Here is a 13021-nt window from a genome sequence, read left to right as displayed (position 1 = left end):
CCTCAGGGACTCGTCCGCACCACCGAGAACACCGCCCCCTCCGGGTCCGCCACCGTGGCGATACGGCCGTGCGGGGTGTCACGGGCAGGCTTGAGGACATGGCCGCCCAGGTCGAGCAGGTGATCGAGCGACGCGTCCACGTCGGCGACCTCGAAGTACGTCATCCAATGGGGTCCCCGGTCGCGAGGCAGGGCGTTGCCGACACCGTGGATGCCCGCCACCGGGCGCCCCTTGATGTGCAGGGTGATGTAGTCGAAGTCGGCGGAGACGACGGGCTCCTCCTCGAAGCCGAAGACCGTCTCGTAGAACTTGGCGACGCCGGCGGAGTCGCGGGTCATCAGCTCGTTCCAGGTGGGGGTGCCCGGGACGCCGGTGATGCCCGTGCCGAGATGGGCCGCGGCCTGCCAGACGCCGAACACGGCACCCGCCGGGTCCGAGGCGATCGCCAGCCGGCCGGCGTCCTCCGCGTCGAGCGGGCCGACGCCGACCGTGCCGCCGCAGTGCCGGACCGTCTCCGCCGTCAGGTCGACGTCGTCCGAGGCGAAGTAGGGCGTCCAGGCGATGGGCAGATGACGGTCGGGCGGGAGCTGGCCGATACCCGCCACCTCTTGGCCGTCGAGCTGAGCCCGCACGTACGAGCCGAGGTGCTGCGGGCCCGGCTGGAACTCCCAGCCGAACAGATCCCCGTAGAACTCCTGGGTCGCGGCCATCCCGTGCACCATCAGGCTCACCCAGCAGGGTGTGCCGGGCGTGTGCGCAGTGCCGTTCAGGCCGGCCGACCCCCGTGCCTCGGTCATCGTCACCCTCTCCTCGGCGCCTCGTGGGGCCGCTTCACTTCCACTACCGAACCGCTTGTTCCGCCGCCGTGCGCGTTCCGCGCCCGGTGCCGATGGTCGCACCGCCAGGGGCACGGCGCGCCCCGGCCGGGTGGCCCATGGCGGGAGGATGCCCGAATTGCTGGTTCCCATCCGTTTCCCCGCCATTGCCTGCTGATGTCCATCAGCCGTACAGCGTGTGGCCGAGCCCGCACTCCGAGTGGTCGGGGCGGCCCGGCCGAGCAGAGTAGCCGGAGCTGGACGATGCGGCCACCCCGTGCGCGAGGATGGTGGCCATGAACGCCATCATCTCCGCACCCGAACTCGCGAGCGACCTGGCGGGCCCGAATCCGCCGGTCGTCCTGGACATCCGCTGGCAGCTGGGCGGTCCGAACCTGCGCTCCGCCTACGAGGAGGCGCACGTTCCGGGGGCCGTCTACGTGGACCTGGACTCGGAACTCGCCGCCCCCGCCGGAGCTGCGGGCCGCCATCCGCTGCCCGACATGGAGGCCTTCGGAGCTGCCGTGCGGGCGGCCGGAGTGTCCGAGAACCGCGATGTGGTCGTGTACGACGGAGGGCTCGGCTGGGCCGCCGCGCGCGCCTGGTGGCTGCTGCGCTGGACGGGTCATCCGTCGGTGCGTGTGCTTGACGGCGGCCTCGCGGCATGGAACGGCCCGGTCGAGTCCGGCCGCCCGTCGCCCTCCGCCGGCACCTTCGTACCGGCCCCCGGCGCGCTGTCCCTCCTCGACGCCGACGGCGCCGCGGCGCTGGCCCGCACCGGTCTGCTCCTGGACGCCCGGGCCGCCGAGCGCTACCGGGGCGACGTCGAGCCCATCGACCGGATCGGCGGGCACATCCCCGGGGCGGTCTCCGCTCCCACCACGCAGAACGTGGCTGAATCCGGCCGTTTCCGCCCCGCCGCGGACCTCGCCGACCACTTCAAGTCGCTGGGCGTGACCGGTACTTCCGAGGTCGGCGTCTACTGCGGCTCGGGCGTCTCCGGCGCGCACGAGGTCCTCGCGCTGGCCGTCGCGGGCATCCCGGCCGCGCTGTACGTGGGCTCCTGGTCGGAGTGGTCCCAGGACGACAACCGCCCGGTGGCGACTGGGCCGGACCCGCAGTAGCCGCAGCGGCTCCATGGAGGCGTCCGGCATCGCCCCGACGGAAGCAGAAGCAGTGGCGGTGGCGGCACCGGTCCGTGAGGAACGGCGCACGGCAGCGGAAAGGGCTCGCACCAAGGTGGTGCGAGCCCTTTCCGGCATGTCCTAGTCCTGCTTCTTCCTGCGTGTCCCGAAGACGATCTCGTCCCAGCTCGGTACGGCCGCTCTGCGTCCGGGACGGACCCCGTCCGCCTCGGCCTGCCGGTCGGTCGCACCGATCAGACGGTCGCGATGACTGGCCACCGAGCGCGGCATGAGCACGTCCGCGTAAGCGGAACCGGCCGAGGCCGCGGGAGCCGGCTGCTCCTCCGCCTCGGGCTCCGCGTCGAGCGGTTCCTCCGCCTCGGGACGCTCCGTGGTGGAGGTCGTCGAGGCGGCCGGAGCGGGAACGGGAGCGGTCGACGGACGCTCGGGCACCACCATGTCGCCGCGGAAGCTGGGCACCGCCTCCAGGAGACTGGTGAGCGAGTCGCGCTCGCTCGCGGTCTCCTCCAGGTCCGGCTCGGGCGACGGCGAGGGCAGGCTCGGCCGCTCCGTCTGCCGGTCCAGGGCACGGTCCATCGGACGGTCGCGCGGCAGCCGGGCGATGCGTGGCACGAACGGGAAGCTGGGCTCGGCCGCCGCGAGGTCGTCGGACTCGCCGATCAGCGAGCGCGCCTCGTCGTCCACGGCCTGGACGAGCCGCCGGGGCGGGTCGTACGTCCAGCTCGCCGAGTGCGGTTCGCCCGCCACCCGGTAGACCAGCAGGACTTCCCAGGTGCCGTCGTCACGGCGCCAGGAGTCCCACTGGACGGTCTCCTTGTCGGCGCCGCGCAGCAGAAGCCGCTCCTGCACCGCCTCGCCGAGCTGGGGACCGGTGGTTTCGCCTGGACGGCGGACAGGGGTCTTCCGGGCACGCTCCGCCATGAAGGCACGCTCGGCGAGTACCGGTCCCTCGAAGCGGCGCACCCGGTCGACGGGGATACCGGCGAGCTGGGCGACCTCTTCGGCGGACGCTCCCGCACGTATACGTGCCTGGATGTCTCGGGGGCGGAGATGGCTCTCCACCTCGATCTCGATCTGGCCGAGGCGGGGACGGTCGCCGCGTACGGCGGCGCGCAGACGCTCATCGATCGGAAGCGTGTACTCCGTGCTGTCCGCAGCCTTCAGCACCAGCCGTGTGCCGTCGTTAGAGACGGCCACGACACGCAGTTCGGGCATGGGGACCTCCCGGGTGGTGCCTGCCGACGTCACGTGCGTCGCTGCTTCCGCTAGTCGAGTGTGGCCTGCCCGGGTGCAGCCTGCCACAACCTTGCCGAGTTGCCCGGCGTGTCGGGCGGTGGCCCGGGATCGCCGTTATGGCACGGTTACCTATTCGCAACGCTAAGTGACGAACTCCATCACCCTGTGCAACGAGCCCCCTCCCGGCGGTCCTGGAAGGCCCCGGACGCCCTGGCGAGTGTCCGGACCCAGGGCTCGCAACAGTACTCCATTCGGGCCACTTGCGTGGATCGGCACGCCCCCGAACTTCTGTCCGGGGGCGGGAGTTGGCCACCCGGAGCGACGTTCCGGTGACCATGGCGCGCGGGGTGCTTCACGGAATCACCACAAACGGAACTAATCGTTTCGCCTGTGCGTCCTCTTCTCGCGCATCGGCGCGACTATTCGCCCAGCACCCGGCGCAAGTAGTCGTTCCCGAACCGCCGTTCAGGGTCGAGCCGGTCCCGCAGCTCGGTGAACTCGCCGAAGCGCGGGTAGACACCGGCGAAGTACTCCGCGTCGCGCGTGTGCACCTTGCCCCAGTGCGGCCGCCCCTCGTGCGCGGTGAAGATCCGCTCGGCGGCGCTGAAGTAGGCCTGGTACGGCGTGCCCCGGAACATGTGGACGGCGATGTACGCGGTGTCCCGGCCGGACGCCGTGGAGAGCGTGATGTCGTCCGCGGGCGCCGTACGCACCTCCACCGGGAAGCTGATGCGCAGGGGTGAACGGTCGACCATGGCCTTCAGTTCGCGCAGCGTCTCGACGAGGGCCGCGCGCGGAACGGCGAACTCCATCTCCGTGAAGCGGACCCTGCGCGGGGAAGTGAAGACCTTGTAGGGAATGTCGGTGTAGCTGCGCGCGGACAGGGCGCGGCTGGAGATCTTGGCGATCGAGGGGATCGTGGCGGGCACGGCCCGGCCCACGTAATTGGCCACCTGGAAGACGCCGTTGGAGAGGAACTCGTCCTCGAAGAGGCCGCGCACGGTGCCGACCGGTCGCTCCGGGCCGGCGCTGCGGTTGTTGCGCTTGGTGTTGCAGTTGCCGGTGTGCGGGAACCAGTAGAACTCGAAGTGCTCGTTCTCCGCGAACAGTTCGTCGAAGGAACCCGTCACCTCGTCGAAGCTCATCGGCTCCTCACGGGCAGTGAGAAGAAAAGTGGGCTCTACGGAGAAGGTGATCGCGGTGATGATCCCCAGGGCGCCGATACCGACACGGGCCGCAGCGAACACCTCGGGGTTCTCTTTCTCCGAGCAGCTGAGGACCGAGCCGTCGGCCGTCACCAGCTCAAGGCCCTTGATCTGGGCGGCTATCGAGGCGGAGTCGCGGCCGGTGCCGTGCGTCCCGGTGCTGACCGCCCCCGAAACCGTCTGCTCCATGATGTCGCCCATGTTCGTGAGCGACAGTCCCTCGCGCGCGAGAGCCAGGTTGAGACGCTTGAGCGGCGTGCCCGCCTCGACGGTGACGGTGCCTGCCTCACGATCAACCTTGCGGATCCCGGTCAACAGTTGAGGCCGGATCAACACACCGTCGGTGGCGGCGACCGCGGTGAAGGAGTGACCGGTACCGACGGGCTTCACCCTGAGCCCGTCCTCAGCGGCCTGGCGCACGGCGGCGGAGAGTTCCTCGACGGAGGCCGGAGTGACCTCCCGGGCCGGCCGGGCGGTGACGTTCCCCGCCCAGTTACGCCAGGTGCCGCTCTTCCCGCTCACTGTGCTGTTCATGGGTCCCTCCCCGCTGCGGAACCGGCCTGCTGAGCCGGCGATACCCCAGGAAACCCACCGCGACCGCGACGGCTCCGGCCGCGACCGGAACCCCGTACCCGGCCCGTGCCCCGGCCGTGTCGATCACCCAGCCGGACAGTGAGGAGCCGAGCGCGACCCCGACCGCGAGCCCGGTGCTCACCCACGTCATGCCTTCGGTCAGTTTCGCGCGAGGTACGTGCAGTTCGACGAGGGCCATCGTCGTGATCATCGTCGGCGCGATGGACAGGCCCGCAACGAACAGCGCCACGGCCAGGAACGGCAAGTTTCCGACCAGTAGGAGGGGGATCATACTCACGGCCATGGTGCATACGCCCAGCACCCACCTGCGGGCGGGCGCTCCGCCGAGGCGCAGCAGTCCGAACACGGCCCCTGCCAGACAGGAGCCCGCCGCGTACACGGCCAGGACGACGCTTGCGGCCCCCTTGTGGCCCTGCTCGTCGGCGAAGGCGACGGTGACCACGTCGACCGCCCCGAAGATCGCCCCCGTCGCCACGAAGGTGGCCACCAGGACCTGCAGCCCGGCCGAGCGCAGGGCCGAGCCGCCCGTGTGGTGCTCGTGCGGATGCGGCGGGGGCTCGGTGGCGCGCTGGGAGGTCAGCCAGAAGACGCCGGCCGCCAGGAAGCAGGCCGCGAGCAGCGGCCCGGCCTCCGGGAACCAGACGGTGGACAGACCGATCGAGATGATCGGCCCGAAGATGAAGCAGATCTCGTCGACGACGGACTCGAAGGCGTACGCGGTGTGCAGCTGCGGCTTGCCTCGGTACAGGTGCGCCCAGCGCGCCCGGGTCATCGCGCCGACGCTCGGTACGCACCCGATGCCGGCCGAGCAGAGGAAGAGCACCCAGTCCGGCCAGTCGAAATGAGCGGCCAGAAGCAGGCCGGCGGCCGACGCGAGCGCGAAGAGCGTGGCGGGGCGCAGCACCCGCCGCTGCCCGTGCCGGTCGACCAGGCGGGATATCTGCGGGCCGAACACCGCGGCGGACAGCGCCATGGTCGCCGAGAGCGCACCCGCGAGCCCGTACCGCCCGGTGAGCTGCGAGATCATCGTGACCACGCCGATGCCCATCATCGACAGCGGCATCCGGCCGAGGAGGCCCGCGGTGGTGAAGCCCTTGGAGCCGGAGGCGGCGAACAGGGCGCGGTAGGGGCTGGGCACGGGGGTCTCCGGGAGCGGTCCGGTAAGGCGTGAATGTGACCGATACAGCTTACGAGTCAGGTGACCCCAACCCATACGTGGATGCCGGCCTCACCTCGTCCGCCCGCCGTCCGGCACCCCGCCGTTGTCCGGCTGTCGGAGCCGAGTGGCAGGATCGAGACATGCGAGACGCGCTCGATGCCACCCCCTACGACGCCCTGCTCCTGCTCTCGTTCGGCGGCCCCGAGGGCCCCGACGACGTGGTCCCGTTCCTGGAGAACGTGACGCGTGGACGGGGAATCCCCAAGGAACGCCTCAAGGAAGTGGGGCAGCACTACTTCCTGTTCGGCGGGGTCAGCCCCATCAACGACCAGAACCGCGCCCTACTGGACGCCCTCCGCAAGGACTTCGTGGAGCACGGGCTCGACCTGCCGGTGTACTGGGGCAACCGGAACTGGGGGCCGTACCTGACCGACACCCTGCGTGAGATGGTCGCCGACGGCCGCCGCCGGGTCCTGGTCCTCGCCACGAGCGCGTACGCCTCGTACTCGGGCTGCCGGCAGTACCGCGAGGACCTCGCCGGGGCCCTGGCCACCCTGGAGGGCGAGGGCCTGGAGCTGCCGCGCATCGACAAACTGCGGCACTACTTCAACCACCCCGGCTTCCTGGAACCCATGATCGAGGGCCTCCTGAAGTCCCTCGCGGAGCTCCCCGAGGACGTCCGCGTGGGCGCGCACATCGCTTTCACGACCCACTCGATCCCGAACGCCTCGGCGGACACCTCGGGCCCGGCCGAGGACCACGGCGACGGCGGGGCGTACGTGAAGCAGCATCTGGACGTCGCGCGGCTCGTCGCCGACGCCGTGCGTGGGCGGACCGGCGTCGACCACCCCTGGCGGCTCGTCTACCAGTCGCGCTCGGGCGCCCCGCACATCCCGTGGCTGGAGCCGGACATCTGCGACCACCTGGAAGAACTGCACGGCGTCGGCGTCCCGGCCGTCGTCATGGCTCCCATCGGGTTCGTCTCGGACCACATGGAGGTCCTGTACGACCTCGACACGGAGGCCACGGCCAAGGCCGAAGAGCTGGGGCTGCCGGTGCGCCGCTCGGCCACCGTGGGCGCCGACCCGCGGTTCGCCGCCGCCATCCGCGAGCTGGTCCTGGAGCGGGCCGCAGCCGAGAGCGGCCGTGCCGTGACGCCCTGCGCGCTCGGCGCCCTGGGCCCGAGCCACAATCTGTGTCCCGTGGGCTGCTGCCCGGCCCGCGCCCCCAAGCCCGCAGCCGCGGGCGCCGACAGCCCGTACGCATGAGGAGCACCGTGACCGCCACAGCGAACGACGAGCTGAAGGCCGAGCTACTGGAGATCGCGCTCGACGCGGCCCACCGCGCGGGCGCCTTCCTGCGCGACGGCCGCCCGGACGACCTCGGCGTGGCCGCCACCAAGTCCAGTGCCGTCGACGTCGTCACCGAGATGGACATCGCGTCCGAGAAGCTGATCACCGGTCTGCTGGCCGACCGCAGGCCGGACGACGGCGTGCTCGGTGAGGAGGGCGCCAGCGTCGAGGGCAGCAGCGGCGTCCAGTGGGTGATCGACCCGATCGACGGCACGGTCAACTACCTGTACGGACTGCCCAGTTGGGCCGTCTCCATCGCGGCCCTCAAGGACGGCGAGGCCGTCGTCGGAGTGGTGCACGCCCCGATGCGCGCGGAGACCTACCGGGCCGTCGTGGGGCAGGGCGCGTACGTGAACGACCGCCCCGCGCGCGTGCGGCCCGCCCCCGCCTTCGGGCTGGCCCTCGTGGGCACCGGCTTCGGCTACGTCGCCGAGCGCAGGGCCCGGCAGGCCGAGGTGGTCGGACAACTGATCCCCCAGGTCCGGGACATCCGCCGCGGCGGCTCGGCGGCGATCGACCTGTGCGACGTGGCGACGGGCCGCCTGGACGCGTACTACGAGCGGGGCCTGAACCACTGGGACTACGCCGCCGGCGACCTGATCGCCCGTGAGGCGGGCGCACTGACCGGCGGACGCCCCGGAGAGCCCCTCTCGACAGACCTGACCGTCGCAGCCCCACCCGGCCTCTTCGAACCGCTCCAGGCCCGCCTGGAGGAACTGGGCGCCTGGCACGACTGACGCCGAGTGGAACAGCGGCGACAAAGAAGCAGGCCCCGGCACTGGATCGATGCCGGGGCCTGCTTTCGTGCGAGCTGATCAGACGTGTGACACGCCGACCTGCACGCCGTGCTCGGCGGCAAGGCGGTGCAGATCGTCGAGCTCTGCCTGCTCGACCTCCGCGAGGAAGTCGTCGCCGGTCTCGCGAGCCATCGTCAGGTCGGACTCGGTCGCCCTTATGCGCTGCAGAAGTCCTGCGGTGAATGCGTCCATGCTGCGCCCCCTCGTCCTGGGTCGTGGGTCGGTGGCACGGGGGTGTGCCGTTCGGAAGGGGCGATCACGTCTCCAGGGTGCCCAGCGCTGCCCGCACTGGGCGGCGACGGTGCCGGACACCCACGCCCGCCCTGCGGAAGCGGACCGTGACGTACCGCATGGTGGTGCGGCACAAGCAGAGCGTGATCGCGGGGTGTAAAGCCGTCCTCCCCCCGCTCCCTTCCACGGAAACCTCAACCGCGCGAGAAAATCTCGCATTCCCCGGCCCCCGCACCCGCCTTACAGCCGACTTATGGCCGAAAAGGGCAGGATGGAGACTCAACCCGAGACAGGCCCTGCCCGCGTGCGCCGAGAAGGCGCTACGCGGGTGGACAGAGGAAGGACAAGCGACGTGCGCGTACTCGTCGTCGAGGACGAGCAACTGCTCGCCGATGCGGTGGCCACCGGACTGCGCCGGGAGGCCATGGCCGTCGACGTCGTGTACGACGGCGCGGCCGCCCTGGAGCGCATCGGCGTCAACGACTACGACGTGGTCGTCCTCGACCGTGACCTCCCCCTCGTGCACGGCGACGACGTCTGCCGCAAGATCGTCGAGCTCGGCATGCCCACACGCGTGCTGATGCTCACGGCCTCCGGAGACGTCAGCGACCGTGTCGAGGGCCTGGAGATCGGCGCCGACGACTACCTCCCCAAGCCCTTCGCGTTCAGCGAGCTGACGGCACGCGTGCGTGCCCTCGGCCGGCGTACGAGCATGCCGCTGCCGCCCGTCCTGGAGCGCGCCGGGATCAAGCTCGACCCCAACCGCCGTGAGGTCTTCCGGGACGGCAAGGAAGTCCAGCTCGCGCCCAAGGAGTTCGCCGTCCTGGAGGTGCTGCTGCGCAGCGAGGGCGCCGTCGTCTCCGCCGAGCAGCTCCTTGAGAAGGCCTGGGACGAGAACACCGACCCGTTCACCAACGTCGTGCGCGTCACGGTGATGACCCTGCGCCGCAAGCTCGGTGAGCCCCCGGTCATCGTCACGGTGCCCGGTTCCGGCTACCGGATCTGATCCGTGGTGGCCACGACGCCCGCGCCCCCGACGGCGCCTCCGAAGCCCACCTGGGACCCGCGGAAGCCGGAGCCCCCGTTCCCGTGGCTGCGGCCGACCATCCGGATACGGCTCACGCTCCTGTACGGCGGGATGTTCCTGATCGCGGGCATCCTCCTGCTGTCGATCATCTACCTGCTCGCCGCCCAGGCCCTGAACGTGGGCAGCGGTCTGCCCTTCAGGATCGTCTCCGGCGGCGTGACGAGCCCCACCTGCAACTTCCCGTCCCAGCCGTCGGCGACGGAACTCAACGACGCGATGAACGCCTGCGTCAACGAGCAGCGCCAGCACGCCCTGGACAACCTCCTCAGCCGCTCGCTCCTCGCCCTGCTGGGCCTCGCAGTCATCGCGTTCGCCTTCGGCTACGCGATGGCGGGCCGGGTGCTGTCGCCGCTCGGCCGGATCACCCGCACCGCGCGCGCGGTGGCGGGCTCGGACCTGTCGCGGCGGATCGAGCTGGACGGTCCCGACGACGAGTTCAAGGAGCTGGCGGACACCTTCGACGACATGCTGGAGCGGCTGCAGAGAGCCTTCACGGCCCAGCAGCGGTTCGTCGGGAACGCCTCGCACGAACTGCGGACGCCGCTCGCGATCAACCGCACGCTCCTCGAGGTGCACCTCTCCGATCCGGGAGCGCCCGTGGAACTGCAGCAGCTCGGCAAGACGCTGCTCGCCACGAACGAGCGCAGCGAGCAGCTCGTCGAGGGCCTGCTGCTGCTCGCCCGCAGCGACAACCAGATCGTCGAGCGCAAGCCGGTCGACCTCGCCGAGGTCGCCTCGCAGGCCATCGACCAGGCGCGCGGCGAGGCGGAGGCGAAGGGCGTGGCGATCCGCGGGAAGCGCGATGCCGCGGTCGTCCAGGGCAGCGGCGTCCTCCTGGAGCGGATCGCCCTGAACCTCGTCCAGAACGCCGTGCGGTACAACGTGGCGGAGGAAGGCTGGGTCGAGGTGACCACAGAGGTGCAGCACGGCCAGGCGGTTCTCGTGGTGTCCAATACGGGGCCCGTGGTGCCCGCGTACGAGATCGACAATCTTTTCGAGCCTTTCCGGCGACTGCGTACGGAGCGGACGGGCAGTGACAAGGGCGTGGGTCTTGGCCTGTCGATCGCCAGGTCGGTGGCCCGTGCCCACGGCGGTCATATCGCCGCGGAACCGCGTGAGGGGGGTGGGCTGGTGATGCGAGTAACCCTGCCTGTCTGAGACCATGTCGCCGACACGCGAGGATGTTCGCTTTGCGCGGAATTTTCTGGGCATGCAGTGGGCTGACTCGTGTGTGATCGATCACAAGGGCGAATTTCTGGCCATCTACTCTCCGTGATCAAGAAGGCCGTCGGAAAGCCGGGATAATCCGGGTTTTCGGGGGTCGAGATCACGGGAAGTACACGGTGAGACGCCTTTGAAGTGCGGCATTCGGACCGTGTACGGTCCCGTTCGCCATCCAAGCCGATCACTCTTGAGGGGTCCGATTGGGTGTCGATTGAGTAACAGACCTTGATGTGAGGCAAAATCTCCGCCTCGGGTCGGGCACAAGTCCGGCCTCTCACGCGTTACGTGCGCTGGAGACACCGCAGACACCCAGAGGGGGAGAGCGACATGGCAACGGATTACGACACCCCACGCAAGACCGACGACGACGTCGATTCGGACAGCCTTGAAGAACTGAAGGCTCGCCGGAACGACAAGTCGACTTCGGCGGTCGACGTGGACGAGTTCGAGGCCGCAGAAGGCCTGGAACTGCCCGGCGCGGACCTCTCGAACGAGGAGTTGGCCGTCCGGGTCCTGCCGAAGCAGCAGGACGAGTTCACCTGCATGAGCTGCTTCCTGGTCCACCACCGCAGCCAGCTGGCCCGCGAGAAGAACGGCCAGCCGATCTGCCGCGACTGCGACTGAGGCAGGGTCGGCCGTGACAGGCTCGACCCCGCCCTGGAAGCGCCGCTTTCGTGACCAGGGAGCGGCCGGTCCGTCCTCGGACGGCATGCATGACGACGAGCGGGGCCACCCGGCCTCGCTCGAAGCAGTGGACGCGACAGGCGCCTCCGGTGCCCTGGAGGTGCCGGTTTCCAAGGCGCCTGTCGCCAAACGCAGGGCAGCCGCCGTCGGCCACGGGGTCAGGGAAGGCGTCCGTAAGGGCGGCAGCCGCGCCAGGGCGGGCCTGGCGTACCTCACCGACCGCATCATCGAGAACGCCCCGCGAATCCCCGTACGCGACCTCGCGACCCTCCGCAGGCAGTTCCCGGGCCTCGGCCCCGAACAGCTCGCGGACAAACTCGTGGCGGGCGCGTGCAACGCGACCTCCACGGTGGGCGCGGGAATCGGCGCGGCCGCGATGATGCCCGTACCGCCGGCCATGCCCACGGAACTGGCCGCCGAGATCACCGGCGTCGCCGCGATCGAGATGAAGCTGATCGCGGAGTTGTACGAGGTCTACGGCCTGCGGCCGCCGGGCAGTCTGAGAGAGCGCACCACCACGTATCTGAGTTCGTGGTCGGAGGAGCGCGGAATCGACGTGACCAAACCGTCGACTGTCAACGCGGCCCTCGGAGGCCAGCTGAAGCGCGAGCTGCGCCAGCAGATCATGAAGCGCATGGTCAGAAATCTGCCGAACCTGATGCCGTTCATGGTCGGCGCCGCCGTCGGGGCGGTCATGAACCGCCGTGACACGAGAAAGCTCGCGGAGCGCATCCGCAAGGACCTCCGCAAGGCGCAGGTGTCGTGGGACGCGCTGCCGGCGCTACCGCCCCTGGAGAAGCCCGTCGATCCGCTGCGCGTCGGGGAGATCCCCAAGGAGCTGGGGCGCTGACCCCTGGCCCTGGCAGGCAAAGTCCTGACCCGCGGAAGGGAAAGTTTCCGTACGGGACAAGAGTGCGAGCACGGTCGGCGCCCGGGAGCCGGGAGCCGGGACCGGGCCCGGATCCGGGCCCGAACTACGCCGTCGTCGTCCGGGCCGCTTCCAGTGCCGCGGCCAGGCGCTCCGGCTCGCGGGTCGACAGGTACAGGTACGGGGTCGGGTCCGCCGGGTCGGTGACCTCCACGCGGAGTGCCGTGGGGATGTAGGAGCGCAGGAGCATGAAGGCGCGTGTGTCGGCCTTGAACGTGCGCCAGGCGCGCGTCTCCTCCGGGTCGAGGACATGGGCCTCGCCGAGGGCCGAGACCGGGATCTTCGCGTCGCCCGCGATCAGGGAGCCGGCCACCACACGGATCCGCACGGAGCCGTACGAGCTGGCCGCCACCGCCGCGACCGCCGTGCCGCCGACAAGGCCCCCCAGCAGGGGAAGCGTGCCGAACGGCAGCAGGATCAGGGCCATCGAGAGACCCACCAGCAGGCTGATGAACCACCAGGAACGGGGCGCGGTCAGACGTTCTTCGTACGGCGAGGCGGAAAGCTGCATAAGGCCTAGCCTGCCACGGTGCGTGCGCGGCCCTGACGCGGAGGTAAGGTCTG

General features: G+C 70.4%; 13 protein-coding genes. 7 read left to right on the top strand and 6 right to left on the bottom strand.

The features are described from left to right. Positions 1–2: 2 nt before the first annotated feature. Positions 3–797, bottom strand: a complete 795-nt coding sequence (locus OG718_RS17015) for a VOC family protein (RefSeq protein ID WP_306937255.1) — start codon at positions 795–797, stop codon at positions 3–5. 314 nt (positions 798–1111) lie between these two features. Between OG718_RS17015 and OG718_RS17010 the strand changes: the two genes are divergently transcribed. Beyond that, positions 1112–1939 carry a sulfurtransferase gene (locus OG718_RS17010; RefSeq protein ID WP_328844527.1) on the top strand — a complete coding sequence of 276 codons (828 nt, stop codon included), beginning with the start codon at positions 1112–1114 and terminating at the stop codon, positions 1937–1939. A gap of 141 nt (positions 1940–2080) precedes the next feature. Here the strand turns inward: OG718_RS17010 and sepH are convergent, their stop codons facing one another. From sepH to OG718_RS16995, 3 genes are all read right to left on the bottom strand, one after another. Continuing rightward, a complete protein-coding gene (gene sepH, locus OG718_RS17005) occupies positions 2081–3175 on the bottom strand; it encodes a septation protein SepH (RefSeq protein ID WP_143638186.1) in 1095 nt (364 codons plus the stop codon). 440 nt (positions 3176–3615) lie between these two features. Next, positions 3616–4935, bottom strand: a complete 1320-nt coding sequence (locus tag OG718_RS17000) for a D-arabinono-1,4-lactone oxidase (RefSeq protein WP_306937252.1) — start codon at positions 4933–4935, stop codon at positions 3616–3618. Beyond that, on the bottom strand, positions 4895–6133 hold the full coding sequence (locus tag OG718_RS16995; protein ID WP_328844526.1) for an MFS transporter: 1239 nt from the start codon (positions 6131–6133) through the stop codon (positions 4895–4897). Before OG718_RS16995 ends, OG718_RS17000 begins: the two co-directional genes overlap by 41 nt. 161 nt (positions 6134–6294) lie before the next feature. Here OG718_RS16995 and OG718_RS16990 point away from each other — a divergent pair, with 161 nt between their 5' ends. Continuing rightward, positions 6295–7422, top strand: a complete 1128-nt coding sequence (locus OG718_RS16990; protein ID WP_328844525.1) for a ferrochelatase — start codon at positions 6295–6297, stop codon at positions 7420–7422. Continuing rightward, the gene (locus tag OG718_RS16985) at positions 7419–8243 is read left to right on the top strand and encodes an inositol monophosphatase family protein (RefSeq protein ID WP_328844524.1); all 825 of its coding nucleotides are present in this window, start codon (positions 7419–7421) and stop codon (positions 8241–8243) included. The genes OG718_RS16990 and OG718_RS16985 overlap by 4 nt, the downstream gene beginning before the upstream one ends. A 78-nt stretch (positions 8244–8321) precedes the next feature. Here the strand turns inward: OG718_RS16985 and OG718_RS16980 are convergent, their stop codons facing one another. Further along, positions 8322–8495: a hypothetical protein gene (locus OG718_RS16980; protein ID WP_169801958.1), complete on the bottom strand. Its 174-nt coding sequence runs from the start codon at positions 8493–8495 to the stop codon at positions 8322–8324. A 391-nt stretch (positions 8496–8886) separates the two neighbouring features. Here OG718_RS16980 and OG718_RS16975 point away from each other — a divergent pair, with 391 nt between their 5' ends. From OG718_RS16975 to OG718_RS16960, 4 genes are all read left to right on the top strand, one after another. Further along, positions 8887–9540 (top strand): response regulator transcription factor, encoded by a 654-nt coding sequence (locus OG718_RS16975; RefSeq protein WP_055615445.1) that lies wholly within the window; start codon positions 8887–8889, stop codon positions 9538–9540. A gap of 6 nt (positions 9541–9546) precedes the next feature. Next, positions 9547–10779, top strand: a complete 1233-nt coding sequence (locus tag OG718_RS16970; protein ID WP_143638650.1) for a sensor histidine kinase — start codon at positions 9547–9549, stop codon at positions 10777–10779. Positions 10780–11172: 393 nt separating this feature from the next. Beyond that, positions 11173–11469 carry a DUF4193 domain-containing protein gene (locus OG718_RS16965; RefSeq protein WP_005481602.1) on the top strand — a complete coding sequence of 99 codons (297 nt, stop codon included), beginning with the start codon at positions 11173–11175 and terminating at the stop codon, positions 11467–11469. Positions 11470–11482: 13 nt separating this feature from the next. Continuing rightward, positions 11483–12379, top strand: coding sequence for a hypothetical protein (locus OG718_RS16960; protein WP_306937244.1), 897 nt, complete (start codon positions 11483–11485; stop codon positions 12377–12379). Between the two features lie 124 nt (positions 12380–12503). On the opposite strand, the gene OG718_RS16955 is transcribed toward OG718_RS16960, so the two are convergent. Further along, positions 12504–12968 (bottom strand): DUF3093 domain-containing protein, encoded by a 465-nt coding sequence (locus OG718_RS16955; protein WP_200395445.1) that lies wholly within the window; start codon positions 12966–12968, stop codon positions 12504–12506. Between the last annotated feature and the right edge of the window lie 53 nt (positions 12969–13021).

Origin of the sequence: Streptomyces sp. NBC_00258 (assembly GCF_036182465.1) — a bacterium.
In the GTDB taxonomy this organism is placed as follows: Bacteria; Actinomycetota; Actinomycetes; order Streptomycetales; family Streptomycetaceae; genus Streptomyces.
This window is presented reverse-complemented; position numbering and strand designations above follow the sequence as displayed.